General features: G+C 70.1%; 31 protein-coding genes. 9 read left to right on the top strand and 22 right to left on the bottom strand.

Annotated features, from left to right (window positions below):
- Positions 1–14 precede the first annotated feature (14 nt).
- From AC1MGR_RS20850 to AC1MGR_RS20750, 21 genes are all read right to left on the bottom strand, one after another.
- Positions 15–764, bottom strand: a complete 750-nt coding sequence (locus AC1MGR_RS20850) for an SDR family NAD(P)-dependent oxidoreductase (protein WP_480232793.1) — start codon at positions 762–764, stop codon at positions 15–17.
- Between the two features lie 7 nt (positions 765–771).
- A complete protein-coding gene (purF, locus tag AC1MGR_RS20845; RefSeq protein WP_108034935.1) occupies positions 772–2,262 on the bottom strand; it encodes an amidophosphoribosyltransferase in 1,491 nt (496 codons plus the stop codon).
- 107 nt (positions 2,263–2,369) lie between these two features.
- Positions 2,370–2,975, bottom strand: a complete 606-nt coding sequence (locus tag AC1MGR_RS20840; protein WP_108034936.1) for a CvpA family protein — start codon at positions 2,973–2,975, stop codon at positions 2,370–2,372.
- 384 nt (positions 2,976–3,359) lie between these two features.
- Positions 3,360–4,796: a DNA repair protein RadA gene (gene radA, locus AC1MGR_RS20835; protein WP_108034937.1), complete on the bottom strand. Its 1,437-nt coding sequence runs from the start codon at positions 4,794–4,796 to the stop codon at positions 3,360–3,362.
- A 49-nt stretch (positions 4,797–4,845) separates the two neighbouring features.
- Positions 4,846–5,958 carry an alanine racemase gene (gene alr / locus AC1MGR_RS20830; protein WP_108034938.1) on the bottom strand — a complete coding sequence of 371 codons (1,113 nt, stop codon included), beginning with the start codon at positions 5,956–5,958 and terminating at the stop codon, positions 4,846–4,848.
- A gap of 26 nt (positions 5,959–5,984) precedes the next feature.
- Positions 5,985–6,485 (bottom strand): DUF29 domain-containing protein, encoded by a 501-nt coding sequence (locus tag AC1MGR_RS20825; RefSeq protein ID WP_480232792.1) that lies wholly within the window; start codon positions 6,483–6,485, stop codon positions 5,985–5,987.
- A gap of 110 nt (positions 6,486–6,595) precedes the next feature.
- Positions 6,596–8,083, bottom strand: coding sequence for a replicative DNA helicase (locus AC1MGR_RS20820; RefSeq protein WP_108034940.1), 1,488 nt, complete (start codon positions 8,081–8,083; stop codon positions 6,596–6,598).
- A gap of 287 nt (positions 8,084–8,370) precedes the next feature.
- Positions 8,371–8,934: a 50S ribosomal protein L9 gene (rplI, locus tag AC1MGR_RS20815; RefSeq protein ID WP_108034941.1), complete on the bottom strand. Its 564-nt coding sequence runs from the start codon at positions 8,932–8,934 to the stop codon at positions 8,371–8,373.
- Positions 8,935–8,963: 29 nt separating this feature from the next.
- On the bottom strand, positions 8,964–9,977 hold the full coding sequence (locus AC1MGR_RS20810) for a DUF2232 domain-containing protein (RefSeq protein ID WP_480232791.1): 1,014 nt from the start codon (positions 9,975–9,977) through the stop codon (positions 8,964–8,966).
- A 158-nt stretch (positions 9,978–10,135) separates the two neighbouring features.
- Complete coding sequence (gene rpsR / locus AC1MGR_RS20805) at positions 10,136–10,423, bottom strand: 30S ribosomal protein S18 (protein ID WP_056173092.1); 288 nt, start codon at positions 10,421–10,423, stop codon at positions 10,136–10,138.
- Positions 10,424–10,426: 3 nt separating this feature from the next.
- Positions 10,427–10,903 carry a 30S ribosomal protein S6 gene (gene rpsF, locus AC1MGR_RS20800; protein WP_055956175.1) on the bottom strand — a complete coding sequence of 159 codons (477 nt, stop codon included), beginning with the start codon at positions 10,901–10,903 and terminating at the stop codon, positions 10,427–10,429.
- A 352-nt stretch (positions 10,904–11,255) separates the two neighbouring features.
- A complete protein-coding gene (locus AC1MGR_RS20795; RefSeq protein ID WP_108035071.1) occupies positions 11,256–11,519 on the bottom strand; it encodes a PepSY domain-containing protein in 264 nt (87 codons plus the stop codon).
- 66 nt (positions 11,520–11,585) lie between these two features.
- Complete coding sequence (locus tag AC1MGR_RS20790; RefSeq protein ID WP_480232790.1) at positions 11,586–12,341, bottom strand: pseudouridine synthase; 756 nt, start codon at positions 12,339–12,341, stop codon at positions 11,586–11,588.
- Positions 12,338–13,258: a class I SAM-dependent methyltransferase gene (locus AC1MGR_RS20785; protein WP_480232789.1), complete on the bottom strand. Its 921-nt coding sequence runs from the start codon at positions 13,256–13,258 to the stop codon at positions 12,338–12,340. The genes AC1MGR_RS20790 and AC1MGR_RS20785 overlap by 4 nt, the downstream gene beginning before the upstream one ends.
- Positions 13,259–13,385: 127 nt before the next feature.
- Entirely contained in the window at positions 13,386–14,288 is a 903-nt protein-coding gene (gene era, locus AC1MGR_RS20780) for a GTPase Era (RefSeq protein ID WP_480234860.1), read from the bottom strand.
- Positions 14,289–14,382: 94 nt separating this feature from the next.
- Complete coding sequence (gene rnc / locus AC1MGR_RS20775) at positions 14,383–15,195, bottom strand: ribonuclease III (protein WP_108034945.1); 813 nt, start codon at positions 15,193–15,195, stop codon at positions 14,383–14,385.
- 13 nt (positions 15,196–15,208) lie between these two features.
- A complete protein-coding gene (gene lepB, locus AC1MGR_RS20770; protein WP_108034946.1) occupies positions 15,209–16,009 on the bottom strand; it encodes a signal peptidase I in 801 nt (266 codons plus the stop codon).
- Between the two features lie 158 nt (positions 16,010–16,167).
- Complete coding sequence (locus AC1MGR_RS20765; RefSeq protein ID WP_108035073.1) at positions 16,168–16,551, bottom strand: helix-turn-helix domain-containing protein; 384 nt, start codon at positions 16,549–16,551, stop codon at positions 16,168–16,170.
- Positions 16,552–16,553: 2 nt separating this feature from the next.
- Positions 16,554–16,850 (bottom strand): type II toxin-antitoxin system HigB family toxin, encoded by a 297-nt coding sequence (locus AC1MGR_RS20760; RefSeq protein WP_480232788.1) that lies wholly within the window; start codon positions 16,848–16,850, stop codon positions 16,554–16,556.
- 62 nt (positions 16,851–16,912) lie between these two features.
- Positions 16,913–17,329, bottom strand: a complete 417-nt coding sequence (acpS, locus tag AC1MGR_RS20755; protein ID WP_480232787.1) for a holo-ACP synthase — start codon at positions 17,327–17,329, stop codon at positions 16,913–16,915.
- The gene (locus AC1MGR_RS20750) at positions 17,326–18,087 is read right to left on the bottom strand and encodes a pyridoxine 5'-phosphate synthase (protein WP_480232786.1); all 762 of its coding nucleotides are present in this window, start codon (positions 18,085–18,087) and stop codon (positions 17,326–17,328) included. The genes acpS and AC1MGR_RS20750 overlap by 4 nt, the downstream gene beginning before the upstream one ends.
- Before the next feature lie 108 nt (positions 18,088–18,195).
- On the opposite strand from AC1MGR_RS20750, the gene AC1MGR_RS20745 reads away from it, so the two are divergent.
- The 9 genes from AC1MGR_RS20745 to dxr all read left to right on the top strand — a co-directional run bounded on the left by AC1MGR_RS20745 (position 18,196) and on the right by dxr (position 26,103).
- On the top strand, positions 18,196–18,570 hold the full coding sequence (locus AC1MGR_RS20745) for a PH domain-containing protein (protein WP_108034950.1): 375 nt from the start codon (positions 18,196–18,198) through the stop codon (positions 18,568–18,570).
- 167 nt (positions 18,571–18,737) lie between these two features.
- Entirely contained in the window at positions 18,738–19,805 is a 1,068-nt protein-coding gene (locus AC1MGR_RS20740) for a 30S ribosomal protein S2 (RefSeq protein ID WP_056219011.1), read from the top strand.
- A 184-nt stretch (positions 19,806–19,989) separates the two neighbouring features.
- A complete protein-coding gene (tsf, locus tag AC1MGR_RS20735; RefSeq protein ID WP_108034952.1) occupies positions 19,990–20,913 on the top strand; it encodes a translation elongation factor Ts in 924 nt (307 codons plus the stop codon).
- 169 nt (positions 20,914–21,082) lie between these two features.
- A complete protein-coding gene (gene pyrH / locus AC1MGR_RS20730) occupies positions 21,083–21,805 on the top strand; it encodes a UMP kinase (protein WP_056219019.1) in 723 nt (240 codons plus the stop codon).
- Between the two features lie 166 nt (positions 21,806–21,971).
- Positions 21,972–22,448, top strand: a complete 477-nt coding sequence (locus tag AC1MGR_RS20725; RefSeq protein WP_480232785.1) for a BLUF domain-containing protein — start codon at positions 21,972–21,974, stop codon at positions 22,446–22,448.
- A gap of 149 nt (positions 22,449–22,597) precedes the next feature.
- On the top strand, positions 22,598–23,164 hold the full coding sequence (gene frr, locus AC1MGR_RS20720; RefSeq protein WP_056219022.1) for a ribosome recycling factor: 567 nt from the start codon (positions 22,598–22,600) through the stop codon (positions 23,162–23,164).
- A gap of 171 nt (positions 23,165–23,335) precedes the next feature.
- Positions 23,336–24,061 carry an isoprenyl transferase gene (locus AC1MGR_RS20715; protein ID WP_480234859.1) on the top strand — a complete coding sequence of 242 codons (726 nt, stop codon included), beginning with the start codon at positions 23,336–23,338 and terminating at the stop codon, positions 24,059–24,061.
- Between the two features lie 2 nt (positions 24,062–24,063).
- Positions 24,064–24,927, top strand: coding sequence for a phosphatidate cytidylyltransferase (locus AC1MGR_RS20710; protein ID WP_480232784.1), 864 nt, complete (start codon positions 24,064–24,066; stop codon positions 24,925–24,927).
- Positions 24,928–24,939: 12 nt separating this feature from the next.
- Positions 24,940–26,103, top strand: coding sequence for a 1-deoxy-D-xylulose-5-phosphate reductoisomerase (dxr, locus tag AC1MGR_RS20705; protein WP_480232783.1), 1,164 nt, complete (start codon positions 24,940–24,942; stop codon positions 26,101–26,103).
- A gap of 7 nt (positions 26,104–26,110) precedes the next feature.
- Here dxr and AC1MGR_RS20700 read toward each other — a convergent pair whose 3' ends face one another.
- Positions 26,111–26,764, bottom strand: a complete 654-nt coding sequence (locus AC1MGR_RS20700) for a TetR/AcrR family transcriptional regulator (protein ID WP_108034957.1) — start codon at positions 26,762–26,764, stop codon at positions 26,111–26,113.
- Positions 26,765–26,839 lie beyond the last annotated feature (75 nt).

Here is a 26,839-nt window from a genome sequence, read left to right as displayed (position 1 = left end):
GCGGCGTCCGGGCGTCAGCTCGCCATCTGCGGCGTCAGGATCCGGTCGCTCGGGAAGTCGTAGATCTTGCCGGACTCCGAGAAATCCGGGCTCGCAAGGCGCACGAAGTGCGGCGCGAGATCCTCCGGGGTCTTCAGGGTCATCGCGTCCTCGCCCGGCATCGCGGCCTTGCGCATCGCGGTCCGCAGCGGGCCGGGATTGAGCAGCATGGCCCGCACGGGCGTCGTTGCGGTCTCGGCCGCGTAGGTCCGCACCAGGGCGTCGAGGGCGGCCTTCGAGACGGAATAGGGCCCCCAGTAGGCCCGGCACTTCTGCGCCGCGCCGGAGGTGACGAAGATGGCCCGGCCCGCATCGGAGGCCCGCAGCAGCGGGTCGAAGGAGCGGATCAGGCGGTAATTCGCCGTGACGTTGATCTCCATCACCTGCGCCCAGGTCTTGGGCGTCACGTGCCCGATCGGCGTGAGGTTGCCGAGGATGCCGGCATTGCCGACCAGGATGTCGAGGCGCTTCCAGCGCTCGTGGATGCCCGCACCCAGGCGGTCGATGGCGTCGTAGTCCGTGAGGTCGAGGGGCACCAGGGTGGCGTTGCCGCCGATGCCCCGGATGGCGTCGTCGAGCTCCTCCAGGCCGCCCTGCGTCCGGGCGACCGCGACGATGTGCGCGCCGGCCTCGGCCAGGGCGAGGGCGGCGGCGCGGCCGATGCCGCGGGAGGCGCCGGTGACGACGGCGAGGCGGCCGGCGAGCGGCTGGGTCGGGTGGCTCATCGTGGGCTCAATCAGCTTCGGCGAGCATGGCGAGGCGGCGCGGCCCCGCGATGGCGAGATCGGTCAGGCCCGTCGGATAGTCGCCGGTGAAGCAATGGTCGGTGTATTGCGGGCAGGCCTCGTCGCGCCGCGCCTCGCCCATGGCCTTGTAGAGGCCGTCGATGGACAGGAAGGCCAGCGAATCGGCGCCGATGTAGCGGCGCATGCCCTCGAGATCGTGGGTGGCGGCCAGCAGCTTCTCCCGCTCCGGCGTGTCGATGCCGTAGAAGTCCGGGTAGGTGATCGGCGGCGAGGCGATCCGGAAATGTACCTCGCGGGCGCCGGCCTCGCGCATCATGCGCACGATCTTCACGGAGGTGGTGCCGCGCACGAGGCTGTCGTCCACGAGGACGATGCGCTTGCCCTCCACCACCGCGCGATTGGCCGAGTGCTTCATGCGCACGCCGAGCTCGCGCACCGATTGGGTCGGCTGGATGAAGGTGCGCCCGACATAGTGGTTGCGGATGATGCCCATCTCGAAGGGCAGGCCGGTCTCCTGGGCGAAGCCGAGGGCCGCCGGCACGCCGGAATCCGGCACCGGGATGACCACGTCGGCCGCGGTGGCCGATTCCCGGGCGAGCTCGTGGCCGATGTTCTTGCGCACGGCGTAGACGCTCTTGCCGTTCACCACCGAATCCGGCCGGGCGAAGTAGATGTACTCGAAGATGCACGGGCGCATCGGCTGCGCCGGGGCGAAGCGGAGGGACTCGATGCCCTCTTCCGAGATCACCACGATCTCGCCGTTCTCCACGTCGCGGATGAACTTGGCGCCGATGATGTCCAGCGCGCAGGTCTCGGAGGCCAGGATGTAGCGGCCGTCGAGCTCGCCGAGCACCAGGGGGCGGATGCCCATGGGATCGCGGGCGCCGATGAGCTTCTTGTTGGTGAGCGCCACGATGGCGTAGGCGCCCTCGATCTGGCGCAGGGCCTCGGTGAAGCGCTCGACGATGCGCGGCGCCCGGGATCGCGCGGCGAGATGCAGGATCACCTCGGTGTCGGAGGTCGACTGGGTGATGGCGCCGTCGCGCACGAGGTCGCGGCGGATCGACAGGGCGTTGGTGAGGTTGCCGTTATGGGCGACGGCGAGGCCCCCGCTGGCGAGCTCGGCGAAGAGCGGCTGCACGTTGCGCAGGATGGTGCCGCCGGTGGTGGAGTAGCGGACGTGGCCGATGGCGGCCGGGCCTTCGAGATGCTCGATGGTCGAGCGGTCCGAGAAGGAATCGCCGACGAGGCCGGGCCGGCGCTCGGAATGGAAGACCGCCCCGTCGAAGGAGACGATGCCGGCGGCCTCCTGGCCGCGATGTTGCAGGGCGTGCAGGCCGAGGGCGACGATCGCGGAGGCATCGGGGTGGCCGAAGATGCCGAAGACGCCGCATTCCTCGCGCAGCGTGTCGCCGTCGCGGTCGAGCCCGTCCACGACCTCGACAGGGGGGCGGGCGCTCGACTTGGCTACAGACATGATGATGTCGTTCCCTGCTTGGTCCCGCGCGAATCCCGGGCGGGCACCGTCAAGAAGCCGTCATGTAGTCGGCCTTCGCGCTGCAACCAAGCGCGCAGACACGCAGATCAGCGTCGCGGAGCAGGCGTGGCTGGGGCTTCGGTGCGGCGCTGGGCCGGGATTTCCCCTTCGGGCGGCTCGACCGGATCGGCCGGTGTCTCGGTCTTGGGCTTCTTGAACTGCTTCAGCAGGCCTTCCGGGTTCTCGGGCAACTGGGCGACCAGGGCCTCGCCGGACTTCTCCAGCATCGGGCGGCTGCGCGCCTCGGAGGCCCAGGGCGGCATCTTGCCCTGCACCAGCCAGGCCAGGAACACCCAGCCGATGACGCAGATCAGGAAGCCGCGGCCGGCGCCGAACAGGAAGCCCAGGGACCGGTCGATCGCGCCGATGCGCGAATCGAGGATCATGTCCGAGACCTTCACGGTGATGATCGAGACGACGATCAGCGTCACCAGGAAGATCGCCGCGATCGAGGCCACCAGGGCGACGGTGGCGTTCGTGACGTGCTGGCTGACGGTGGGCAGCAGGAGGGGATGGAACTTCCACGCAATGGCGGCGGCGGCGACCCAGGCGATGATGGCGAGCACTTCGCGGGTCGCGCCGCGCACGGCCGCCAACAGCGCCGAGACCACGACGATACCCAGCACGACGAGATCGAGAACGGAGAACGGCATCTCTGACGATTGTCACTTCATGGGGCGGAGCGGCGACGATGACCGGATCGTGCGGCTTCCCCCGGCCGCGGCCCTGTATATCGCGCGGAAACTCGGCCGTCACCCTGGCGTGAAGGCCCATTCCGGTCGGGTGCCCGCGCGGTTCCGGCTCGACGCGCCCCCGGCAGGACGGCGTCGCCAGGCCGTTCCGAAAGATCGGCCGGCCGGCCTGGGGCCGGATCGTCCGGCAGAGGACCGGGCGTCGTCTTGTTCCACGGCGAAAAGATCCTCGCGGTCGCGGGCCTGACCTGCCGGGGGGGCGGGATCGTCTGGCGGCGCTCCGTCCGGGCCGGCGTTCTCCGCGCCGAGATCTCCGGGGCAGGCTCCCCCGCCCCGGCCGAGGACCTAATCGTCGTCGCCGTAATCGGGCGGGTTGTGGCCGCGGCGCTGCGCGACCCGGCGAGGGCCGTTGCTGGCGATGCCCGCCACCATGTCGGCGATGTGGCGCAGGGCCTCCGTCGAGAGAGCGCCGTCGCCGCCCTCGCCGCGCCCCTGCGGCGTCACGGCCTTGGCGAAGCCGAGCTTCAGCGCTTCCTTGAGCCGGGCCGGCGCCTGCGCCACCGGGCGGACCGCGCCCGAGAGGCCGATCTCGCCGAAATACACCGTCTCCGGGGGCAGCGTCGCCCCGGAGAGGGACGAGACGAGGGCGGCGGCCACCGCGAGATCGGCCGCCGGCTCGGAGATGCGCAGGCCGCCCGCGACGTTGAGATAGACGTCATGGGTGCCGAGGCGGATGCCGCCATGGGCCTCCAGCACCGCCAGCACCATCGAGAGGCGGTTCGGGTCCCAGCCGACCACAGCCCGCCGCGGCATGCCGAGGGAGGAGGGGGCGACCAGGGCCTGGATCTCGACCAGCAGGGGCCGCGTGCCCTCCATGCCGGCGAAGACCGCGGTGCCGGGGGCGGCGTGGTCGCGCCCCGCCAGGAACAGCGCGGAAGGGTTCGGCACCTCGGCGAGGCCGCCATCGGTCATCTCGAACACGCCGATCTCGTCGGTCGGCCCGAAGCGGTTCTTTACCGCGCGCAGGATGCGGAAGTGGTGGCCCTGGTCGCCCTCGAAGGAAGCGACGGCATCGACCATGTGCTCGACCACCCGGGGGCCGGCGATCTGTCCGTCCTTGGTCACGTGCCCGACGAGGATCACCGCCGTGCCGGTGGTCTTGGCGAAGCGGATCAGGGTCTGGGCGGAGCCGCGCACCTGCGTGACCGTGCCGGGGGCGGATTCCACGGTCTCGGTCCACATGGTCTGGATCGAGTCGATGATGGCCAGCGCCGGGGGGCGCCCCTGCGACAGGGTCTCGACGATGTCCTCGACATTGGTCTCGGCGGCGAGCTCCACGGCCGCCGAGGACAGGCCCAGGCGCTCGGCGCGCAGGCGCACCTGCGCCACCGCCTCCTCGCCCGAGATGTAGACGACGCGCTCGCCGGTCCGTGCCATGGCGGCGGAGGCCTGCATCAGCAGGGTCGACTTGCCGATGCCGGGATCGCCGCCGAGGAGGATCACCGAGCCGCGCACGAAGCCGCCACCGGTGACGCGGTCGAGCTCGTTGATGCCCGACGGGATGCGCGGGGCTTCCTTCACCGCGCCGGTGAGGCCCTCCAGGGCGAAGACCCGGCCGCGGGCGCGGCTCGGACGCGTCTTGACCGGCCCGGATTGCGGGCCGGTGGCCCCGGTCTCCTCGACGATGGTGTTCCAGCCGTTGCAGGCCTCGCAGCGCCCGCGCCAGCGATTGTAGACCGCCCCGCAGGACTGGCAGACGAAGGTCTGTTGGATCTTGGCCATCGCGATTCCGCTGGGAGGGACGTTCCGGCGCCGCCCCGTCCGGCGGGGTTCAGGCCTCAGGTCCTGTCGCCTCGTGTCCTGTCACATAATGGCGAACATAGCGAGAACCCAGCCCCGTCAGGATCTCGTATCCGATGGTGCCGGCGGCGCGCCCGACCGCATCGACGTCGAGGCCGTCGCCGATCAGGGTCGCGGCTGCGCCGCGCCGGGCCTCGGGCGCATCGGTGACGTCGAGGATGATGAGGTCCATCGAGATCAGCCCCAGAATGGGGCAGCGGACGCCGTCGACCAGGGCGACCCCGCGTCCGCTCGCGGAGCGCGGATAGCCGTCGGCATAGCCCATCGAGAGGGTCGCCAGCCGCCGGGGTTCCGGGGCCCGCCAGCGTCCGTTGTAGCCGCAGGTCTCGCCGGCGGCGACGTCGCGGATCTGCGCGACCTGGGCCTCGAGACGCACCACCGGCCGCATCGGATTGGGCTTCCACGGGGTCGGGTTGCCACCGAACAGGGCGTAGCCGGGCCGCAGCAGGTCGTGATGGGCCTCCGCCCCGAGATAGATCCCCGAGGAATTGGCGAAGGAGCCGGGCAGGCCGGGATGCGCGGCCCGGACCCGCACGAAATCCGCGACCTGGCGGGCATTGACCGGGTCGCTCGCCAGTTCGGCGCTGACGAGGTGGGTCATCAGCAGGGCGACGCCAGCCTGCGCGATCAGCGGATCGCCCGAGAGCGCCAGGGCCTCGTCCACGGAGAGGCCGAGACGGTTCATGCCGGTATCGACGTGGAGGGCCGACGGGAGGGCCCGTCCGGCGGCCTGAACCAGGGCGGCCCATTCGGCGAGTTCCTCCCGGCTCCCCAGGACCGGTCGCAGCGCGTGCGCGGCCAGGGTCGGGCCGAGGCCGGGCAGGAGGCCGTTCAGCACGTAGATCGTCGCGTCCGGCAGGACGCCCCGGGCCTCCAGCGCCTCGCTCAGGTGCGCGACGAAGAACGTCCGGCACCCGGCCGCCCACAGCACCGGGGCGACCTGGGTGAGGCCGCAGCCATAGGCGTCCGCCTTGACCACGGCGGCGCAGGTCGCCTCCGGGGCCTCGGCGGCGAGCCGCCGCCAATTCTCCGCGATGGCCGTGAGGTCGATGGTGAGGCGGGCGCCGTGGGTCGCTTCGCGCATCGGGCGCCGTTCCAAATCATTCAGGCCTAGGATGGGTCGCGCGCCTTCTCATCGGCCGCCGGGGGCCAGGAAATCGTGCGGTTCAGGACCGCGTCGATGCCGTAGGGAGACGCCTCCGGAAAAGTCGCCTCCGCGAGGTTCGTTTCGGCCGCCGCCTCGATGCGGGCACGACAATAGGCGCGTTCCAGGAGCGCCTCCATCTGGCTCCCGAGGCTCGGGCTGTCCTCGATCCGTTCCTGGACCGCGAGACGCTGTACACGGATGGACGTCGTCCAACTCCGGGTCCGCAGGTCCGGTTGATGATCCCATTTCAGCATGTGGAGCAGGATGATCCGCAGCGCGCTGGTCAGGGCATGCCGTTCCGCGCGCGCCACCGCTTCCACCTCGTCGATCAGATGCGGAATGTCGAGCTTCGCCCAGGCCCGCCGGCGCAGGTGCGCGGCCTGCTCGGTGGACCAGGCTGCGAGGTCGACGTCATAGGCAGTGCCGGGGCGCGGATCGGCCTCGACGCGCTTGGGATGTGCCACGGTCGCTCCTTCTCGCGTGCGGGTGCGACGGTTCAGGGGTCCCGTCGACCATACGGGATTTCGCGGTCGTCCGCGAGACGCGCCGGCCAGCCCCGACGGAGGCCGCCAGCCTACATCTGCTCCGGCAGGCGGTCGGACTGGGCGAGGTTCGAGAAGCGCGTGATGTTCGCATCGAACTGCAGCTCGACCGTGCCGGTGGGGCCGTGGCGCTGCTTGCCCAGGATGACCTCGGCCTTGCCGTGGACGCGGTTCATCTCGGCCTCCCAGGCGAAGAACTCCTCGGTGCCTTCGCGGGGCTTCTTGTTGTTGACGTAGTATTCCTCGCGGAAGACGAACATCACCACGTCGGCGTCCTGCTCGATCGAGCCCGACTCTCGCAGATCCGAGAGCTGCGGGCGCTTGTCCTCGCGGTTCTCGACCTGACGGGAGAGCTGAGACAGGCCGATGATCGGAACGGCGAGTTCCTTGGCCAGCGCCTTCATGCCGGTGGTGATCTCGGTCATCTCCTGCACGCGGTTGTCGCTGCGCTTGCCCGAGCCCGAGAGCAGCTGCAGGTAGTCGACGATGAGGAGATCGAGGCCCTTCTGGCGCTTCAGGCGGCGGGCGCGGGCGGCGAGCTGCGCGATGGAGATGCCGCCGGTCTGGTCGATGTAGAACGGGATCGTCTGCATGTCCCGGGCAGCATCGGTGATCTTGTAGAACTCCGCCGGCTGGATGTCGCCGCGGCGGATCTTGTAGGACGGCACGCCCGATTGCTCGGCGATGATGCGGGTGGCGAGCTGCTCGGCCGACATTTCGAGGGAGAAGAACCCGACGATGCCACCGTTCACCGTCTTGACGACGCCGTCGGGCCCCTTCTCGCCCTGATAGGCCTTGGCGATGTTGAAGGCGATGTTGGTCACGAGCGAGGTCTTGCCCATGGCCGGACGGCCGGCGAGGATGATGAGATCGGACGGCTGCAGGCCGCCCATCTTGGCGTCGAGGTCGGACAGGCCGGTGGCGATGCCGGAGAGCTTGCCCTCGCGCTGATAGGCCTTGGCGGCCATGTCGACGGCGGTGGTGAGCGCCTCGGAGAACTTCTGGAAGCCGCCGTCGTACTTGCCCGATTCGGCGAGCTCGTAGAGGCGCCGCTCCGTGCCCTCGATCTGGTCGCGGGGGGAGGATTCCACCGGGGCCTCGTAGGCGCCGTTCACCAGGTCCTCGCCGATGGTGATGAGCCGGCGGCGGATGGCGAGGTCGTAGATGGTGCGGCCGTAATCGCCCGCATTGATGACCGTGGTGGCCTCCGCCGCGAGGCGGGCGAGGTACTGCATCACCGTCTGGCCGCCGAGATCGGCATCGCCCAGGTAGGTCTTCAGGGTGATCGGCGTGGCGAGCTTGCCGGCCTTGATGAGCTGCGAGGCCACCTCGAAGATCTTGCGGTGGACGTCCTCCATGAAGTGCTCGGGCAGGAGGAAGTCCGAGATCCGGTAATAGGCGTCGTTGTTCACCAGGATCGCGCCGAGCAGGGCCTGCTCGGCATCAATGTTGTGGGGCGCGACGCGGAATTCCTGCGCGACGGGCTGAAGGTTGGCCGTCAGGGCGTTGGGCAGGGCCATGGGCTGATTCGAGGCTCCGACTCGTCGATTCATCGTCCGCGCGGGGGTTCGCCGCCGTCCGTCGCTATCGCCCGACCATGGCGCCGGCATGGTTAGCCGAACCTTAGCCGATTCGCGCTTTGCGGCCTTCGGCGCCCGCGACGCCGCCTTCTCCCGAAGGGCGCGCGGGCGCGGTCGCACAAACGCCCGCCATCCGGGGGGATGACGGGCGTCCATGCTGGAACAAACGAGGAACTAGTCAACCGCTAAGGGCACTCATCCCCATTGTTCACCGCCGTGTGGCGCGATTACTCGCGGTCGTCGCCGGCCTCGGCGAGGGCGGCACCGACCTCGAGGCCGAGGTCGTCGAGGTTGAAGGCCTCACGCTCGGTGGTGGATTCGCCGCGGGCCTGACGCTCGGCCTCCTCGGGCGAACGGGCGACGTTCACCGTGATGCTGACCTCGACCTCGGGGTGCAGCACGACCGGGACGGTGTGCAGGCCCAGGGTCTTGATCGGCTGGTTGAGGGCGAACTGGTCGCGCCCCACGGTGAAGCCGTCGGCAGTGACGACCTCGGCGAGATCGCGGGTCGAGACCGAGCCGTAGAGCACGCCGGTCTCGCCCGACTGGCGGATGAGCACGAAGCTCTTGCCCTCGAGGGTCTCGGCGACGGACTGCGCCTCGGACTTGCGCTCCAGGTTGCGGGCCTCGAGCTGGGCGCGCTGGGTCTCGAAGTGCTTCTTGTTGCCTTCGGTCGCGCGCAGGGCCTTGCCGCGGGCGAGGAGGAAGTTGCGGGCGTAGCCCGGCTTCACGTTCACGGTCTCGCCCATCTGGCCGAGCTTGGCGACGCGCTCGAGGAGGATGACTTCCATGGTGTTGGTCCTTCGGTTGGGGTGGAGGGTCAGGGTCGTCCGGCCGCGTCGCGGGGACGGCGGCGGTCGAGGGCGGTATCGGCGATGCCGAACAGGGTCAGGGCGAGGAGTGCGACGCCCTGGGTGAAGAACAGGATCAGGTAGAGGCCGAGGAGGAGGGCGAGGCGCCCCGGCCGGCCGCGGCTGCGGTCGTGGAAGGCCGCGAGGCCCTGGATCGCGAAGGCGGCGCTGAGCGCCCCCGCCACGGCGACGCCGAGCACGCCCGGATAGCCCGGCACCAGGGCGAGCACCATGGCGCCCGCCAGCACCGCCAGCACCCGGCGGGGCATCATCGTGGCGGCGAGGTCCGGCCAGGGGCGGAGCAGGCGTCCGGAGATGCGCACGATGCGGGCGGCGGCCCAGAGATAGAAGGTGAGCAGGACCGTGAGGCCGTGGGTGGCGAGGCCGGGCGCGATGGCCGCGAGGGCGTTGGCGACCTCGGTCCGGGTCGCCTCGGCGGGGTCCTGCGGCGCCGACCCGGCCGGGGCCTCGGCGCCGGCCTCGGGCGTGTCCGGCTTCGGGGCGGGCGCCGGCGGGGTAGTGGCACGGTCGGCCCGGACCTGGATCAGAGTCCGGGTCATGCCCCGGAGCTGGGACTGGAAGGTCTCGTAGTTCGGGGCGGCGATCACCGCGATGGCCACGAAGGCGAGCCCGGCCGTGCCGGCGGTCCAGGCGAGCAGGCGCCCGGTCGGGTACCATTCCATGGTGCCGTCGGCGCCGGGGCGGCCGAGCAGCGCCAGGTAGGCGAGCCACCAGGCGGGCAGGGCGAGATAGGCGAAGAAGCCGAGGCCTAGGAAGGGCTGCACCACGAGGGCGAGGGCGAGGGCGCCGGTCACGGCGGCGACCAGGGCGGCCCGGTGGCTCCAGCCGAGGCCCACGATCAGGATCGGGAGCGGGGCGAGCAGGTAGAGCAGGATCGCGAGCGCCGTCGCCTTCAGCAGCACGCCGAAGAGGAGGGCGGAGACGAGGCCCGCGCCGATACCGATGCCGAGAAACTGTGTCATCAATCCCGCTGTCCCACTGTCCCGTCCCGGGCAGGGTTAGAGGCGCGTCCGGCCCCAACGACTCCCGGCCCTCCTGGTGGATCGGCCGGTACGAACCTGTGTGCCGCGCGAGCGGCGTGGCTCCCGGCCCACGCGGGGCGGGCCGGGGGCCGGAGCGCTTACTTGATCACGTAGGGGAGGAAGCCGAGGAAGCGGGCGCGCTTGATCGCCTGGGCGAGCTCGCGCTGCTTCTTGGCGGACACCGCCGTGATGCGCGACGGCACAATCTTGCCGCGCTCGGAGACGTAGCGCGACAGGAGCTTGACGTCCTTGTAGTCGATCTTGGGCGCGTTCGCGCCCGAGAAGGGGCATGTCTTCCGACGACGGAAGAAGGGGCGGCGTCCGCCGCCCGCACCACCACCAGCACCGCCAGCGGCGGGTGCACCGGGTCCAGCACCAAATGCCATGACTTAAGCCTCCCCGCCGAAGCTGCGCTCGGGGCGGTCGCCCCGGTCGCCGCGATCACCACGGTCGCCGCGATCGCGGTCGCCACCGAATCCACCACCGCCGAAGCCTTCGTCGTCACGACGACGGCCGCGCTCACGATCCTTGCGGTCGTCGCGGTCGCGCTTCTGCATCATCGCCGACGGCTCGGACTCGAGCTCCTCGACGCGGACGGTCATGAAGCGGAGGACGTCCTCGGAGATCTGCATCTGACGCTCCATCTCAGCGAGGGCCGCCGGGGGGGCGTCGACGTTGAGGAGCGTGAAATGCGCCTTGCGATTCTTCTTGATGCGGTAGGCGAGGGACTTCACGCCCCACATCTCGATCTTCTCGACCTTGCCGCCATTGGCTTCGATGACGCCCTTGTAGGTCTCGACCATGGTCTCGACCTGCTGGGCCGTCACGTCCTGGCGCGCCAGGAAGACGTGTTCGTAGAGAGGCATTAACGGGCCCTTCATATCCAAAGGGACCCGACGGCACGGGATACGTGCAGGAAAGGGAGCGTCGGGCCGGTTCACACGCGATCGCCCGGCGCCAAGCCCTTCGAGCCGTTTGAAGGCCCGAGCGGTTGATCGAAGGCGGAGACACGGGACGACGGGATCGGCCCTTCGCGGGGCTTGACCCTGTGCCGAACGAATCGGCACCGTCCGTTCAGCCCCCAGCCGGAGCGAACGCGAGGGGTGGCGCATAAACGAGTCGGTGGGGATTGGCAAGGCGGCGGAGGGCCTACGGGTCGAAGGGCCGGCCGTCGCGCGCCATCCGCCGCCGCCCATCCGCCGCCCGATCAAGGCGGGCTCACTTGTCCGGCTTCTCCGAGAGGATCGCGCCGGTCTTCGGGTCGGCGTGGAACTGCATCTTCACGCCGTTCTTCACGCCTTCGCCCTCCCAGTGGCCGTCATCGGCCTCGAACTCGGTGATGCTGGTGTAGCCGGCGGCCATCAGCTTCTGCTTGACCTGATCGGCGGGCATCCAGTCGGCGCCCGGCGTGTCGGCCAGGGCGAGCTGCGCCGGGCCGGTGCTGAGCGCGAGGGCGAGGAGGAGCGTCGAGAAGCGGTTCATGCGGATCACCCGTCGGTTCGGCGTTTGCCGATCCAACAGGCGGTGCAGGGTCCGGTTCCGGGCGGATCAGGCCGCTTCGCCCGCGAAGATCGCGGTGATCTCGGCTTCACCGAGGACCCGGTGTTCGCCCGGCGGCAAGTCGTCCGGCAGGCCGAGGCCGCCGACTCGGTCGCGGTGCAGGGCCGTGACGTGGTTGCCCAGCGCCGCGAACATGCGCCGGACCTGATGATAGCGGCCCTCGTGCAGGGTCACCACGGCGCCGGTCGCGCCATCGGCCTCGAACCCCACCGGCAGGAGCGGCCTCTCCTCGCCCTCCAGCATCAGCGTGCCGGAGGCGAGGGCAGCGCCCTCGTCGCCCCTCAGCGGACGATCCAGGGTGACGCGGTAGCGCTTCGCGACGTTCGCCTTCGGGGCGATGATCCGGTGCAGGAGGGCGCCGTCATCGGTGAGGAGCAGGAGGCCGGAGGTCTCCTTGTCCAGCCGTCCGACCGTGGAGAGGGCGGGGTCGCGCCGGCGCCAGCGCTCGGGCAGCAGGCCGTAGACGAGGGGGCCGGCTTCCTTGTGGGAGCAGGTGACGCCCAGGGGCTTGTGCAGCATCAGGGTCAGGCCCGGCGGCGGGTCGAGGGGCTCGCCGTCGACGGTCATCCGCTGCGCGAGGTCCGGCGTGACCGGGATGCGCTGATCCGCGTCGCGCAGGGGCGCGCCGTCGAGGGCCACCAGCCCGGCGCGGGTGAGGAGGGCGATCTCCCGGCGCGAGCCGTAACCCATGTTGGCGAGGAGCCGGTCGAGGCGCAGCTGCGCGATCTTGGCCGGGCGCGTCATCGGCGCGCCTCGTAGATCTTGTAGCCGCCGGCCGAGGCCTTCAGCTCCACGCTCTTGAAGGCCGCCTTCAGGGGCGCCTCGTAGGGCAGGTGGGTGTTGGCGGTGAGCCAGAGGCTGCCGCCGGGACGCAGGGCCTCCGCCGCGCGGCCGATGAAGGCCTGGCCCAGGGCCTGATCCTCGGCCCCGCCGTCGTGGAAGGGCGGGTTCATCACCACGAAGTCCAGGCGCGTCAGGCCGAGGCCGCCGGCGCGGATGTCGGCCCAGCGCAGGGTGGCGCGCGGATCGCCGACGTTGCGCGTCGCCATCTCGATGGCGCGCCGGTCGAGGTCGATCAGCGTCAGGGCCGTCACCTTCGGCGAATGCAGGACGGCCCGGGCCAGGATGCCGAGGCCGCAGCCGAAATCGGCGCCGGTGCCGGCCATCGGCGGCAGGTTGGCGAGGAGCAGGGCCGTGCCGGGGTCCAGGCGGTCGTAGGAGAAGATCCCGGCCTGGGTGCACAGGGCGAGGTTGTCGATGTGGCGCGGGCCGCCCTCGTGGAGGGCGTCCTCGAGACCGCTCACGGTCTCCGGGCGGGTGCCGACGCAGATCCGGTGATGGCGCCGCGCCTCCTCCTGGACCGTGCAGCCGAATCCGGTGAGCTCCTTGGCGAGGCGGCTGCCGCCGCGATCCTTGGGCGCCAGCGCCGTCAGGCGTCCGCCGGGCCGCAGGGCCTTCAGGCCGAGCGCCAGGACGTAGCGCCGCTCGATCGTCCCGGCCGGGGCCAGGATGTCGAGGCGCTCCAGGGTCCCGGGCTCCAGGTCCTCGAGACGGGCCGCCCCGGGGCTCAGGGGCGAGACCTGGACCGCGTGCGCGGGCACCGCCACCAGTTCCAGGGGCGGCGCGCCGTAGACGGCTTCCGAGACAGGCATGGTGGACATCGTAACGGGATCCGGCGCGACGGCGCGCGCGCCTCGACGGCTCAGGGCGTGACAGGAAATCGGGAGGCTCGGCCAGCGCGCGACAAGAATCGTCGCGGCGTCGATCTCCCTTTCTCATAGCCCATGCTCAGCCGCGCGGGAACTCCAGACCCATCTCCCGGTACCGCGCCGGATCGTCCGCCCAGTTCTCGCGCACCTTCACGTGCAGGAAGAGGTGCACCGTCTGCTCGGCCGCTTCCGCGATCTCGTGGCGGGCCGCCTGGCCGATCGCCTTGATGGTCTGGCCGCCCTTGCCGAGCACGATGGAGCGCTGGCTCTCGCGCTCCACGAAGATGGTCTGCTCGATGCGCACCGAGCCGTCGGGCCGCACCTGCCACTGGTCGGTCTCGACGGTGGAGCGGTAGGGCAGCTCCTCGTGCAGGCGGTCGTAGAGCTTCTCGCGCGTGATCTCGGCGGCCAGCATGCGGATCGGCGCGTCCGAGACCTGATCCTCCGGATAGAGCCAGGGGCTCTTCGGCATCATCCCGGCCAGGGTCGTCTTCAGCGTCTCGATGCCGTCGCCGTTCAGGGCCGAGACCATGAAGGTGTGCTGGAACGGGATGCGCTCGTTCAGGGAGGCCGCGAGGGCCAGCAGGCGGTCGCGCGGGATCAGGTCGATCTTGTTGAGGATCAGCACCTTGGGGCGCTTCACGTCCGGCAGCTTGGCCAGGATCGCCTCGACCTCCTCGGTCACGCCCTTGCGGGCGTCGATGAGCAGGCAGACGGCGTCGGCATCCGAGGCGCCGCTCCAGGCCGAATGCACCATCGCGCGGTCGAGGCGGCGCTTGGGGGCGAAGATCCCGGGGGTGTCGACGAGGATGATCTGCGCGGTCTCGTGCATGACGATGCCGCGCACCAGGGCGCGGGTGGTCTGCACCTTGCGGGAGACGATCGAAACCTTGGTGCCCACGAGGCTGTTCAGCAGCGTCGACTTGCCGGCATTGGGGATGCCGATCAGCGCCACGAAGCCCGCGGTGGTGTTCTCCGGCATCGTCACGGCGGGCAGCGGCTGCAGCGGCGGCGGGGCGAAATCGTCCTCGCCGTCGAAATCGTCGTCGGGCGAATTGTCGTCGGGCAAATCGGCGTCAGGCATCTGGGGTCTGTCCTTCAGCGACGTCCGCCGACGTCTCCTTGGTTCGTGCGGGATCGGGGGTTCGGTCGGGACCGGGGCCGGTGATCTCGCGCTCCAGCACGAGGCGGGCGGCCTCCTGCTCGGCGAGGCGCTTCGAGGGGCCGACGCCGATGCCGGCCTCCAACCCTTCGACGCGGACCGCGATGTGGAACACCGGCGCATGGTCGGGGCCCGAGCGGTCGACCACCTCGTAGAGCGGGATCGGGAGGGCGCGGGCCATGGCCCATTCCTGCAGGGCCGACTTGGCGTCGCGCCCGCGGGGCGCCGCCGTGTCGGTGTCGGGAGTGAAGGCGGCGTTGACGATGCCCTTGGCGACGTCGTAGCCGGCATCGAGGAAAACCGCGCCGAGGATCGACTCGCAGACGTCGGCCAGGATGGTCTGGTTGCGCCGTCCGCCGCTCTGGACCTCGCCGGGTCCGAGGGCGAGGTGGGGGCCGACGTCCCAGGCGGTGGCGACGGCGGCGCAGGTCTCGCGCCGGACGAGCCCGGCGAGGCGCCGCGACAGCTCGCCCTCGTCGGCCTGCGGAAAGGCTTCGTAGAGGAGGTCGCCGATGGCGAGTCCGAGGACGCGATCGCCGAGGAATTCCAGGCGCTGGTAGCTGCCGAGCCGGCCGTTCCCGCCGGCCTTGCTCACGTGGGTGAGCGCCTGGACCAGCAGCTTCGGGTCGGCGAAGACGTGACCGATCCGCGCCTCGAGCACCGCGAGGTTGGGCTTCGGACGGGGCGCGCGCCGCGCCCGGCTGGAGGGACGCGCCTCTTCGGTCACGATGGGTTGCGTCCTAGTGGATGGTCGTGAACAGCCGGTTCCAGCGCACCTTCGCCGGCCAGTTCCAGATCTGCCATGCCGGGGTGCCTTCGTCGATGGAGAAGAAGATCATCTCCGCGCGGCCGACGAAGTTCTCGAACGGCACGAAGCCGACATTGGCGAGATCGCGCGAATCCGTCGAGTTGTCGCGATTGTCGCCCATCATGAAGAACCGGCCCTGCGGCACGGTGTAGGGCTCGGTGTTGTCCCAGTAGCCGTTGTCGCCGTCGCGCTCGATCACCCGGTGGGTGACGCCGTTGGGCAAAGTCTCGAGGTACTGCTCGGCCTTGGCCTGCTCGCCGTAGGGCCCGGTGGTCTCGAAGGGCGCGATCTTCTCGCGCTTCACCGGCACGTCGTTGATGTACAGCAGCCCGGCCTTCATCTGGATCTTGTCGCCGGGCAGGCCGATGACGCGCTTGATGTAGTCGGTCGAGTTGTCCTTGGGCAGCTTGAACACGGCGATGTCGCCGCGCTTGGGCTCGGCGGCCCAGATCCGGCCGTCGGCCGTGAAGGGCAGGTACTCGCTCAGGGGCAGGGAGTACTTCGAGTAGCCGTAGGAATATTTCGAAACGAACAGGTAGTCGCCGATCAGGAGCGTGGGAACGAGGGAGCCCGAGGGGATGTTGAACGGCTGGAACAGGAGCGTGCGCACCACCAGGGCGATCAGCAGAGCCTGGCCGCCGACCTTCAGCGTCTCCTTGATGCTCGCCCAGGTGCCGGTGTCAGCGGCCTTCAGGTCACGCTTCGTCTGCTGGTCCACGCGGGCACGTTCCATCTGGCTGCCATCTCCGGTCCGACGCTCGCACCCGGATTCCGGGCGGCTTCCGTCGTTGACGGTCGACCGGCGGCATAGACCATGCGGAAAGGCGCCGCAACGCACGCCCTTATGAGGTTGGTCCGGGTCGTGCTCCCGGACACGAACCAGCCATTCCGCTAGGCAGCGTCCTGCGCGAGCGGGTAGGGCCGGGCAAGGACGGCCAGGGGCAGGTGCCAAGCGGCGTGGAGAAGGCGGATCTGATCCAGCGTCAGGGCACGCCGCCGATTAAGGATCTCCGAGGCGCGCGAGCGCGACCCGAGCAGTTCGGCGAGTTCGCTCTGGGAATGGCCGAGCTCTCGGATCGCATAGGTCAGGCAGTCGACGGGATCGACGGGGTCGACGGGATGCTCGGCATCCTCATAGGCCTGGATCAGGGTCGCCAGGACATCGAAGCGATCGGCCTCTGGACTGCCCGCAGCCGGCGGGCGCTCGAAGTATGGGGCGATCTCGGTGATGGCCCAAGCGAGATCCTGATCGGTCCGGATCGGACGAATATCCATGATCATACGGTCTCCGGATCGATGCGGTCGTATTCGGCGTGCGTCCCGACGAATTTGATCAGGACGCGGCGATACGCATAGGCGACGTGTACGATGAGTTGAAACTCGTTGTGCCGGATATCGAAGATCAGGCGATTGTCGCCGACAAAGTCGACGCTTCGCCCGAAGAGTTGCTTTACGTCGGCCAGACCTGCCCATTCGGCCTGATCCACGAGGGTGAACCACTCGCGAAGGGGCTGCTCGGCCCGGGGGTGTCGTGCCCAGAACGCCCGCAGCGTCCGCTTCGCAATGATCTGCATCGCCCCGACAATCGCATGTTCCCTAAGTGGGAACAAGGTGTAGATCGGGGTTCAGGCAACCGTCACGTGTTGTCCGCCTGCGCGCTCGGCACCGCCTCGATGATCACGAAGGCCTGCGCCATGGGCGGGTCGTCCGTGAGGGTGATGTGCAGCTTCGGCACGTGGCCGGCCGGGACCATCGCGGCGAGGTGCTCCGCCGCCGCCCCGGTGAGGCGGAGGCTCGGGCGGCCTCCGGGCAGGTTCACTACCTCCATGTCGCGCCAGAAGACGCCCCGGGCGATGCCGGTGCCGAGGGCCTTGGCGCAGGCCTCCTTGGCGGCGAAGCGGCGGGCATAGGAGGGCGCCCGCGCCGCGCGGGCATCGCACTTGGCGCGCTCGCCCTCGGTGAAGACCCGGTGGGTGAAGCGCTCGCCGTAGCGCTCCAGCGACGTCTCGATCCGGCGGATGTCGCAGAGGTCGGAGCCGATGCCGAGGATCATGCGCGGGCCGCGTCCATAGCGGCGCGCATGTCGCGGATGGCCTGGGGCAGGCCGACGAAGATCGCCTCGCCGATCAGCGCATGGCCGATGTTGAGCTCGGCGATCTCCCGCAGGGCCGCCACGGGACCGACGCTGTCGAGGGCGAGGCCGTGGCCGGCATGGATCTCGAGGCCGAGTCCCGCCCCGTAGGCGGCCGCCCGGGTGATCCGGTCGAGCTCGTGCGCGGTGCGCGTGGCGTCGCCCTCGGCCACCGCCTCGCAGTAGCTGCCGGTGTGGAGCTCGACCACCGGCGCCGCGAGCCGGCGGGCCGCCTCCATCACCGCCTCGTCCGGCTCGACGAAGAGCGAGACCCGGATGCCGGCCTCGGACAGGCGGGCGATGCGGGGGCACAGGGCGTCGTGGGCGCCGATGATGTCGAGGCCGCCCTCGGTGGTGCGCTCCTCGCGCTTCTCCGGCACGAGGCAGGCGGCGTGCGGCTTCAGCCGGATCGCCATGCCGATCATCTCGTCGGTGGCGGCCATCTCGAAATTGAGCGGCACCGTCAGGGTGCGGGCCAGGGTCTCCATGTCGGCGTCGCGGATGTGCCGGCGATCCTCGCGCAGATGCGCCGTGATCCCGTCCGCCCCGGCCGCGACCGCCGCGCGGGCCGCGCGAATCGGATCAGGCGCCGTGCCGCCGCGGGCGTTCCGCACGGTCGCGACGTGGTCGATGTTGACGCCGAGCCGGAGGCGGCTCGGCCGGGAGGCGGGGGACGACATCGGTTCGGACTCCGGGCGCGGGCTTGGGGCAGAGGCGTGGCGCCCTGACGGAACGGCGGACGCGCCCCTACATAGGCGAGGCGAGGCTTCAGGGGGATACGGCGCGCGATGGGTTTTCTCGATGGACTGCTCGGCCATGGCAGCGACCTCTCGCCGGCGGAGGTCAACGAGCAGATGGCCGGCATCCTCACCGCGGGCGAGCCGGTCCAGGTCGCCTTCCGGATCCTGCGCGACCTCATCGTCTTCACGGACCGGCGCCTGATCCTGGTGGACAAGCAGGGCATCACCGGCCGGAAGGTCTCGTACCTGACCGTGCCCTACCGGGCGATCACCGCGTTCTCGGTGGAGACCGCGGGCAGCTTCGACCTCGATTCCGAGCTCGCGATCTGGGTGTCGGGCCGGGCCGAGCCGATCCGCAAGACCCTCAAGCGCGGCGCGAACATCCTGGCGATCCAGCAGGCGATCGCGGCCTCGATCCGCTGAGCGGAGTCGCGTCGGCAAACCTTGCCTCGGGGGCCGGGCTCTGTTAAGGCCCCGCCCATTCCACACGCGGAGCCGGCCTCATGCCTGAATGAGGCGTTTCCGGTGGTCGTCTCCCCTTGGGCGCGATCGCTTCCTCCGCGGCGGTACCAACCGGAGAGTACAAAGACATGGCCGTTGATTTCACCATGCGTCAGCTTCTCGAGGCCGGCGCCCACTTCGGACACCAGGCCCACCGCTGGAACCCGAAGATGCAGTCCTACATCTTCGGGACGCGCAACAACATCCACATCATCGACCTCGCCCAGACCGTGCCGGCCCTCCACCAGGCCCTGCAGGCGGTGAGCGACACCGTCGCCAAGGGCGGTCGCGTGCTGTTCGTCGGCACCAAGCGCCAGGCGGCCGACACCATCGCCGAGGCGGCCAAGCGCTCGGCCCAGTACTACGTCAACTCCCGCTGGCTCGGCGGCATGCTGACCAACTGGAAGACCATCTCGGGCTCGATCCAGCGCCTGCGCAAGGTCGACGAGACCCTCGACGGCGGGGCCCAGGGCCTCACCAAGAAGGAGCGCCTGATGCTCGCCCGCGAGAAGGACAAGCTTGAGAAAGCGCTCGGCGGCATCAAGGACATGGGCGGCGTGCCGGACCTGCTGTTCGTGATCGACACCAACAAGGAGCAGCTGGCGATCAAGGAGGCCCAGCGCCTCGGGATCCCAGTGGCGGCCATCGTCGACACCAACTGCAACCCGGACGGCATCACCTACGTCGTCCCCGCCAACGATGACGCCGGCCGCGCCATCGCCCTTTACTGCGACCTGATCGCCCGCGCCGCCATCGACGGCATCTCGCGCGGCCAGGGCTCGATGGGCATCGATCTCGGCGCCTCCGAGGAGCCGGTCGCCGAGGAGCTGCCGGCCAACGACGACGGCGCCACCTCCGTCGAGTCGGGCTCGGTCAACCAGGCCGACGTCGCCGCCCTCGTCGAGTCCACCGAGCACTTCGAGCTGCTCTCGGCTCCCCGCGGCGCGCCCGACGACCTGTCGAAGCTCCACGGCGCCGGCCCGCAGATCGTGCAGAAGCTCAACGAGGCGGGCATCTACCACTACTGGCAGCTGGCCTCCATGAGCGCCGACGACGTCGCCAAGGTCGATGCCGACCTGAAGCTGAACGGCCGCATCGGTCGCGACGGCTGGGTCGACCAGGCCCGCGGCTTCGTCGAGGCTGCCGCTGCCGCCTGATCCCGCTGCAGCGGCCCGTCATCGGGCCGCCATCGCCAGATCGGACACTGCTTCCTGAAGCCCGGTGCTTTTCACGAGCGCCGGGCTCAGTCGCTTCAAATGACTTCGCTTCACTCAACCGTTCGCTTCAGGAGACTTCCCCGGGGAAGCCTTCGCATCTGACAAGACACGGAAAGGACCCGCCATGGCCAACATCACCGCCGCACTGGTGAAAGAGCTCCGCGAGAAGACCGGCGCGGGCATGATGGACTGCAAGGGCGCGCTCAACGAGACCGATGGCGACATCGAAGCCGCGGTCGACTGGCTGCGCAAGAAGGGCCTGGCCAAGGCCGCCAAGAAGGCTGGTCGCGTCGCCGCCGAGGGCCTCGTCGCCGTCGAGTCCGCCGGTCACCACGCCGCCATCGTCGAGGTGAACTCCGAGACCGACTTCGTCGCCCGCAACGACAGCTTCCAGGCCTTCGCCCGCGAGGCCGCCAAGCTCGCCCTCGACACCGACGGCACGCTGGAAGGCCTCGAGGCCGCCACGTTCCCCGGCGCCGCGACGACGGTGAAGGAGAGCCTCGCCAACCTCATCGCCACCATCGGCGAGAACATGACCCTGCGCCGCGTCGCCAAGCTCGACGTGACCAAGGGCGTCATCGCCTCCTACGTCCACGGCCAGGTGGTCGAGGGCCTCGGCAAGATCGGCGTGCTCGTCGCGCTCGAGTCCGAGGGCGACGTCGAGGTGCTCTCCACCCTCGGCCGCCAGATCGCCATGCACGTCGCCGCCACCAACCCGGTGGCGCTCGACGCCGCCGGCGTCGACCAGGCGACCCTCGACCGCGAGATCAACATCCTGCGCGAGAAGAACGTCGGCAAGCCCGAGAACGTGCTCGCCAAGATCGTCGAGAGCGGCCTGAAGAGCTACTACAAGGAGGTCACCCTCCTGGAGCAGCCCTTCGTGCACGACGGCTCCAAGACCATCAGCCAGGTGCTGAAGGAGGCCGAGGGCAAGGCCGGCGCGCCGGTCAAGCTCACCGCCTTCGTGCGCTACGCCCTCGGCGAGGGCATCGAGAAGGAAGAGGCGCCCGATTTCGCCTCCGAGGTGGCCGCCGCCGCCCGCGGCTGAGCCTGTCCTTCCCGCGTCGAAACGCGCAGGAAAGCATCGGTTTGTCAGGAGGGGCGGCGGCAGAAATGCCGCCGCCCCTCGACGTTCCGGCCTGCCTTGGGCTAGACACCCCTCCGCTTCCGATTGGCTCCCCGACCTGATCCAGGCCGGGTTAGAGGGGACTGGCTCGATGCCGGAGACCACACCGTTTCGCCGCGTCCTCGTGAAACTCTCCGGCGAGGCGTTGGCCGCACCGGACGGATACTGGCTGCACCCCCCGACCCTGGCGGGCATCGCCGACGACATCGCCCGCACCCGCGAGGCCGGCGTGCAGATCGCCCTGGTCGTCGGCGGCGGCAACATGATCCGTGGCGCACGCATCTCGGCCGCCGGCTGGATCGACCGGGCCACCGGCGATTCCCTCGGCATGATGGCGACGGTGATGAATTCCCTGGCCCTGGAAACGGCCCTGAACGCCGCCGGCGTCCCGGCCCGCACGATGTCGGCAGTCTCGATGCCGACCATCTGCGAGACCTATGCGCGCCAGCCCGCCCTCCACCACCTCGACAAGGGCCAGGTGGTCGTCCTCGCGGGCGGCACCGGCAACCCGTTCTTCACCACCGACACCGCCGCCGTCCTGCGGGCGGCCGAACTGCGTTGCGACGCGGTGCTGAAGGCCACGCAGGTGGACGGCGTCTATTCCGCCGATCCCAACCGCGACCCCACCGCCACGCGCTACGACCGGCTGACCCATGACGAGGCCATCGCCCGCGACCTCAAGGTGATGGACACCGCCGCCTTCGCCCTCGCCCGGGAGAGCCGCCTGTCGATCGTGGTCGGGTCCGTGCACGCACCGAGCTCGATCCTGGCGATCCTCACGGGCGGTGCCCCGGCGACCCAGGTCGTTCCGTAGGCGCATCCGCGGACGTATTCCCAGCCGCTGCCTTCCTCGTCGGCCCCGTCCTCGGACGTCGCCGGCGGGAATGTCTCGAACGACTCTCAGTCTTCGTTGAGGGTTTGCGGGTTTCCTGCCGTGCCGAGCCGCCGGCAATTGGGTAGAGCGGTCGCCGGGCACCGCCATGTCCCTCTCGCAGATTGTCTTCTACAGTCGCAACCTCCTGACGTTGCATGGTGGGACCATGCGTGAATTGGTCCGGGACATCCTGGCATCCTGCAATCGCTATGATCGGGCGTCCGGATTCACGGGTGCTCTGGTCTTCAACGAAACGTTCTTCCTTCAAGCCATGGAGGGAGACCCGGTTGCCCTCTCGGACCAGCTCTGGACTCTTGCGGCGGATAGCCGCCACAGCGGCATGGTGCTGATCGCCGCGCGCGCGATCGAGCAGCGCGACTTCCGCGGCTGGACGGTAGGGTATGCCGGGCACACCGAGCCCCTCGAGACGCTCTATCTGCGGTACGGCGCCAAGCCGCGGCTCGATCCGACGCAGATGTCCGTGGCCGGGGCGGTCGCCCTGCTGCGGGCCTTCACCGAAGTCGAGGGAAACCACTGCGTGCAGCGCTCCGGACCGGCTGCGGCGGGCGCGGCGAAGGTTTAGGCGCGCAGCGCACGCGCCCCGCACGGGCGTTTCCGGCCGAAACGACGCGAACGCCATTTGCGACCCACCGGATTTTGGTTCATTGAGGCCCACGAACGGGCCCCGGCGGCCCGACCCATTCCCTCAAGTTCGCGTCGGGATAGTCCAGCATGGCAGCCATTCCAGAATTCGACCTGAACGACCTCAAGCGTCGCATGCAGGGCGCCGTGACGTCGCTGAAGGGGGATCTCGGATCGCTCCGCACCGGCCGCGCGACCCCGAGCATCCTCGATCCGATCCAGGTCGATGCCTACGGCGCGATGATGCCCATGGCGCAGGTGGCGACGGTGAGCGTGCCCGAGCCCCGCCTCCTCAGCATCTCGGTCTGGGACCGCGGCATGATCGCGGCGGTCGAGAAGGCGATCCGCGAATCCGACCTCGGCATGAACCCGCAGACCGAGGGCCAGACCATCCGCCTGCGCGTGCCCGAGATGAACGAGCAGCGCCGCAAGGAGATGGTCAAGGTCGCGCACAAGTACACCGAGGAGGCGCGCGTCGCCGTCCGCCACGTCCGCCGGGACGGTCTCGACCATCTGAAGAAGCTCGAGAAGGACGGCGCGATCAGCGAGGACGATGAGAAGCGTCAGGCCGGCGAGGTCCAGAAGGCCACCGACCAGTTCATCGCCGAGATCGACGGCGTGCTCGCCGCCAAGGAGAAGGAGATCATGCAGGTCTAGGATCCCGGAGCGGGATCGGGACCACGTGTGATCGGCACGAGAGACGGTTGGGGGAGAAGCGCGTTGGGTCGCTCAGAAGGCGCGCGTCAGATCGAGACGGCGAGGGTGCACGGCACGGACGTCGCGCTGGGCGCGGCGGAGGCTGCCGCAGCGGCCTATCCGGGCTCGCCCGTGCCCGCCTTGGCGGCGCCCCCGACGCATGTCGCCATCATCATGGACGGGAACGGCCGCTGGGCCGCCGATCGCGGCCTGCCGCGGGTCGAGGGGCATCGGCGCGGCGTCGAGGCCGTCCGGCGCGCGGTGCGCTCGGCCATCGAACTCGGCGTGCGCTACCTGACGATCTACAGCTTTTCCTCCGAGAACTGGCGCCGGCCGCCGGCCGAGGTCGCGGACCTGATGGGTCTGATGAAGCTCTTCGTCCGCCGCGACCTGGCGGATCTCCACGGCAACAATGTCCGCATCCGGATCATCGGTGAGCGCGAGGGCCTGCCGGCGGACATCGCCGCATTGCTCGACGAGGCCGAGCAGCGCACGCGGGCCAATACCGGCCTGACCCTCGTCGTGGCCTTCAACTACGGCGGCCGGCAGGAGATCCTGCGGGCGGTCCGGAGCCTTGCCCGCGACGTGGCGGCCGGACGGCTCTCGCCCGAGGCCATCGACCTGAACGTGCTGACGGGCGCCCTCGACACCACCGGCATCCCAGACCCGGATCTGGTGATCCGCACCTCCGGCGAACAGCGCCTGTCGAACTTCCTCACCTGGCAGACGGCCTATGCGGAATACGTGATCGTGCCGGAGTTCTGGCCGGATTTCGACCACGCCGCCTTCCGCGCCGCCGTGGACGAGTATCACCGCCGCGACCGCCGCTTCGGCGGGCTCAGCGGCAAGGTCGGCTGATCATGGTACCTGGAGAGGCGGCACCCGCCTCGCAGCGCGGCCTCCTCGCCAGCCGCGAGTTCCACACCCGCCTGGTGTCGGCCATCCTGCTCGGTGCGATCGTGCTCTCCGCCCTCGTCCTCGGTGGCTGGCCCTTCGCGGTGATCTGGCTCGCCGCCGGGATCGTCTTCGCCGCCGAATGGATCGGGATGAGCGCGGTCGCGCCCCGGCGTCTCGTCCTGTCGCTCACGGCCGCCACCCTGTTCGGCCTCGTCCTCTGCCTGCACAGCGACGTGGCACCCGGGATCAGCCTCGGGGTCGGTGCCGTGGGGGCCGTTCTCGTGGCGGCCGTGGCCCGCGGCGGGGCGGGACGCGGGCGGGCGCTCGCGGGCTTGGCGAGCTCGGCCGTGATCGCCCTGGTTCCAACCGCCCTGCGCGACGATCCGGCCATCGGTATCCTCGGACCCGCCTGGATGTTCGCCGTGGTCTGGTCCACCGACGTCATCGCCTACTTCACCGGGCGGACCTTCGGTGGTCCGAAGCTGATGCCGAAGGTCAGCCCGAAGAAGACCTGGTCCGGGGCGCTCGGCGGCCTCGCGGCGGGCACGCTGGCCGGTGTCGCCCTGGTGATGGTCGCCCGCGACCATGGCTGGAGCGACCTCGCCACCACCCCGCTCGCCCTCGTGGCCCTCGTCAGCGCCGCCGCCTCCATCCTGAGTCAGGGCGGGGACCTCGTGGAATCCGCCCTCAAGCGCCGCTACGGGGTGAAGGATTCGGGCCGTTCCATTCCGGGCCATGGCGGCGTCATGGACCGCCTCGACGGCTTCTTCGCCGTGGCCGTCCTGGCCGGCTTCTATCTCATCGCCCGCCGCCTCGTGGCGGCCTGAAGGACCCATCCGTTGCTGACCGTCACCATCCTCGGCGCCACCGGCTCCATCGGCCAATCGACCATCGACCTGCTGCTGCAGCATCCCGAGCGCTTCCGCATCGGCGGCCTCGTGGCCGGGCGCGACGTCGAGGCCATCGCTCGGCTCGCCGGCAACCTGCAGCCCGATTTCGTGGCCCTGGCGGACGAAACCGCCGGTCCGGCCCTGCGCGACGCCCTGGCCCATACCGGCATCCGGAACGGGGCGGGGGAGGGCGCCGTCCTCGAGGCGGTCGCCCGGGACGCCGACATCGTGGTGGCCGCGGTGAGCGGGGCCGCCGGCCTGCGCCCGACCCACGAGGCGCTGAAGCTCGGCCGCACCGTCGCCCTCGCCAACAAGGAGAGCCTGGTCTGCGCCGGCGACGCCTTCATACGCGATGCCAAGCGCTACGGCGCCACGCTGCTCCCGGTCGATTCCGAGCACAACGCCCTCGCGCAGGCCCTGGGCGACGGTCGCCTCGACGACGTGGCGAAGATGACCATCACCGCCTCCGGCGGTCCGTTCCGGACCTGGACCCGCGAGCGCATCGCCGCCGCCTCGCCGACGGAGGCCGCCGCCCACCCGACCTGGTCGATGGGCATGAAGATCAACATCGATTCGGCCTCCCTGATGAACAAGGGGCTGGAGCTGATCGAGGCGCACCACCTCTTCGCCCTCGAACCCGAGCGCCTGGACGTGATCGTCCATCCGCAATCGATCGTGCACGGCCTGGTCTACTGGCGCGACGGCGCGGTGACCGCGGGCCTCGCCATGCCGGACATGCGGGTGCCGATCGCCCATTGCCTGGGTCTCGGCGAGCGCCTGACGATCGCGCGCGGCCGCCATCTCGACCTCGCCGCCGCCGGCAGCCTGACCTTCGAGGCTGCCGACGAGGCGCGCTTCCCCTGCCTGCGCATCGCCCGTGCGGCGCTCGCCGCCGGGGGCGCGGCCCCGACCGTGATGAACGCGGCCAACGAGATCGCGGTCGCGGCCTTCATCAAGGGTGCGATCGGCTTCTACGGCATCGCCGACCTGGTCGAGCGCGCCTGCGAGCACTTCGCCGGACAGTACCGGACCGCGCCCGCGGATGTCGACGAGGCCCTGGCCATCGATGCCGAGGTCCGTCGCTGGAGCAGCCAGGCCGTCGCGGCGGCCTGACGCGGGCTCAGGCCTCGGGGCTGTAGCCGGCCAGGAACACGCGGACGGCCTCGCCGACGTTGTGCTCGATTTCCGCCTGGGAGACGCCGTCGCCGGCGTTGAACAGCAGGCGCGTCAGCAATCCGGCCTGGCAGATCTGCAGGAATTGGCGCGCGGCGAGATTCGTATCCGCCGGACGCAGGCGCGAAGCCGCCACCTGCGCGTCGAGATAGGCGGCGAGGCGCGTCGTGCCCTGCACCGGACCGGCCTCGAAGAAGGCCTGTCCCAGGCGCGGGAACTTCTCGCAGGCGCCGATCACCATCCGAATCACCGTGACGTGCTCCGGCCGGATCATCTCCGCGAGGTAGCTCCGGCCGAGGCGGGTGAGGACCCCCCGCACGTCGGGATCGTCGGCGTCGAGCCGGAACAGCACCTCCGCCAGACCCCGCTTCTCGGACAGGGCCAGATCCTCGAATAGGGCTTCCTTGCTGTCGAAGTAGACGTAGAGCGTGCCCTTCGAGACGCCCGCGGCCTTGGCGATCTCGCCCATGCTCGCCCCGTCGAAGCCGGAGGCCATGAAGACCGCGCGCGCGCCGTCGAGGATCTGACGGCGCTTGTCCGTTTCCCCCGATGTGCGGTCCCGCGCATCGAGCGCGGCCTCTGCGGTCGCCATGGTCTTCATCCTTATTGACCGAACGGTTCGGTCATAATATCTCATTGCCCCGGGCCGCGCCAGCGTTTGCGGCTCCGAAAATGA

Source organism: Methylobacterium sp. BI1 (assembly GCF_056680125.1).
Note: the sequence above shows the minus strand (reverse complement) of the source record. Positions and strands in the feature narration are given on the sequence as shown.

What these genes read in the sequence shown, in the direction of transcription:
- AC1MGR_RS20850 (WP_480232793.1), bottom strand. Translation starts at nt 764, where the DNA reads ATGAGCCACCCGACCCAGCCGCTCGCCGGCCGCCTCGCCGTCGTCACC.
- purF (WP_108034935.1), bottom strand. Translation starts at nt 2,262, where the DNA reads ATGTCTGTAGCCAAGTCGAGCGCCCGCCCCCCTGTCGAGGTCGTGGAC.
- AC1MGR_RS20840 (WP_108034936.1), bottom strand. Translation starts at nt 2,975, where the DNA reads ATGCCGTTCTCCGTTCTCGATCTCGTCGTGCTGGGTATCGTCGTGGTC.
- radA (WP_108034937.1), bottom strand. Translation starts at nt 4,796, where the DNA reads ATGGCCAAGATCCAACAGACCTTCGTCTGCCAGTCCTGCGGGGCGGTC.
- alr (WP_108034938.1), bottom strand. Translation starts at nt 5,958, where the DNA reads ATGCGCGAAGCGACCCACGGCGCCCGCCTCACCATCGACCTCACGGCC.
- AC1MGR_RS20820 (WP_108034940.1), bottom strand. Translation starts at nt 8,083, where the DNA reads ATGGCCCTGCCCAACGCCCTGACGGCCAACCTTCAGCCCGTCGCGCAG.
- rplI (WP_108034941.1), bottom strand. Translation starts at nt 8,934, where the DNA reads ATGGAAGTCATCCTCCTCGAGCGCGTCGCCAAGCTCGGCCAGATGGGC.
- AC1MGR_RS20810 (WP_480232791.1), bottom strand. Translation starts at nt 9,977, where the DNA reads ATGACACAGTTTCTCGGCATCGGTATCGGCGCGGGCCTCGTCTCCGCC.
- rpsR (WP_056173092.1), bottom strand. Translation starts at nt 10,423, where the DNA reads ATGGCATTTGGTGCTGGACCCGGTGCACCCGCCGCTGGCGGTGCTGGT.
- rpsF (WP_055956175.1), bottom strand. Translation starts at nt 10,903, where the DNA reads ATGCCTCTCTACGAACACGTCTTCCTGGCGCGCCAGGACGTGACGGCC.
- AC1MGR_RS20795 (WP_108035071.1), bottom strand. Translation starts at nt 11,519, where the DNA reads ATGAACCGCTTCTCGACGCTCCTCCTCGCCCTCGCGCTCAGCACCGGC.
- AC1MGR_RS20790 (WP_480232790.1), bottom strand. Translation starts at nt 12,341, where the DNA reads ATGACGCGCCCGGCCAAGATCGCGCAGCTGCGCCTCGACCGGCTCCTC.
- AC1MGR_RS20785 (WP_480232789.1), bottom strand. Translation starts at nt 13,258, where the DNA reads ATGTCCACCATGCCTGTCTCGGAAGCCGTCTACGGCGCGCCGCCCCTG.
- era (WP_480234860.1), bottom strand. Translation starts at nt 14,288, where the DNA reads ATGCCGGAGAACACCACCGCGGGCTTCGTGGCGCTGATCGGCATCCCC.
- lepB (WP_108034946.1), bottom strand. Translation starts at nt 16,009, where the DNA reads ATGGAACGTGCCCGCGTGGACCAGCAGACGAAGCGTGACCTGAAGGCC.
- AC1MGR_RS20765 (WP_108035073.1), bottom strand. Translation starts at nt 16,551, where the DNA reads ATGGATATTCGTCCGATCCGGACCGATCAGGATCTCGCTTGGGCCATC.
- AC1MGR_RS20760 (WP_480232788.1), bottom strand. Translation starts at nt 16,850, where the DNA reads ATGCAGATCATTGCGAAGCGGACGCTGCGGGCGTTCTGGGCACGACAC.
- acpS (WP_480232787.1), bottom strand. Translation starts at nt 17,329, where the DNA reads ATGATCCTCGGCATCGGCTCCGACCTCTGCGACATCCGCCGGATCGAG.
- AC1MGR_RS20750 (WP_480232786.1), bottom strand. Translation starts at nt 18,087, where the DNA reads ATGTCGTCCCCCGCCTCCCGGCCGAGCCGCCTCCGGCTCGGCGTCAAC.
- AC1MGR_RS20745 (WP_108034950.1), top strand. Translation starts at nt 18,196, where the DNA reads ATGGGTTTTCTCGATGGACTGCTCGGCCATGGCAGCGACCTCTCGCCG.
- AC1MGR_RS20740 (WP_056219011.1), top strand. Translation starts at nt 18,738, where the DNA reads ATGGCCGTTGATTTCACCATGCGTCAGCTTCTCGAGGCCGGCGCCCAC.
- tsf (WP_108034952.1), top strand. Translation starts at nt 19,990, where the DNA reads ATGGCCAACATCACCGCCGCACTGGTGAAAGAGCTCCGCGAGAAGACC.
- pyrH (WP_056219019.1), top strand. Translation starts at nt 21,083, where the DNA reads ATGCCGGAGACCACACCGTTTCGCCGCGTCCTCGTGAAACTCTCCGGC.
- AC1MGR_RS20725 (WP_480232785.1), top strand. Translation starts at nt 21,972, where the DNA reads ATGTCCCTCTCGCAGATTGTCTTCTACAGTCGCAACCTCCTGACGTTG.
- frr (WP_056219022.1), top strand. Translation starts at nt 22,598, where the DNA reads ATGGCAGCCATTCCAGAATTCGACCTGAACGACCTCAAGCGTCGCATG.
- AC1MGR_RS20710 (WP_480232784.1), top strand. Translation starts at nt 24,064, where the DNA reads ATGGTACCTGGAGAGGCGGCACCCGCCTCGCAGCGCGGCCTCCTCGCC.
- AC1MGR_RS20700 (WP_108034957.1), bottom strand. Translation starts at nt 26,764, where the DNA reads ATGAAGACCATGGCGACCGCAGAGGCCGCGCTCGATGCGCGGGACCGC.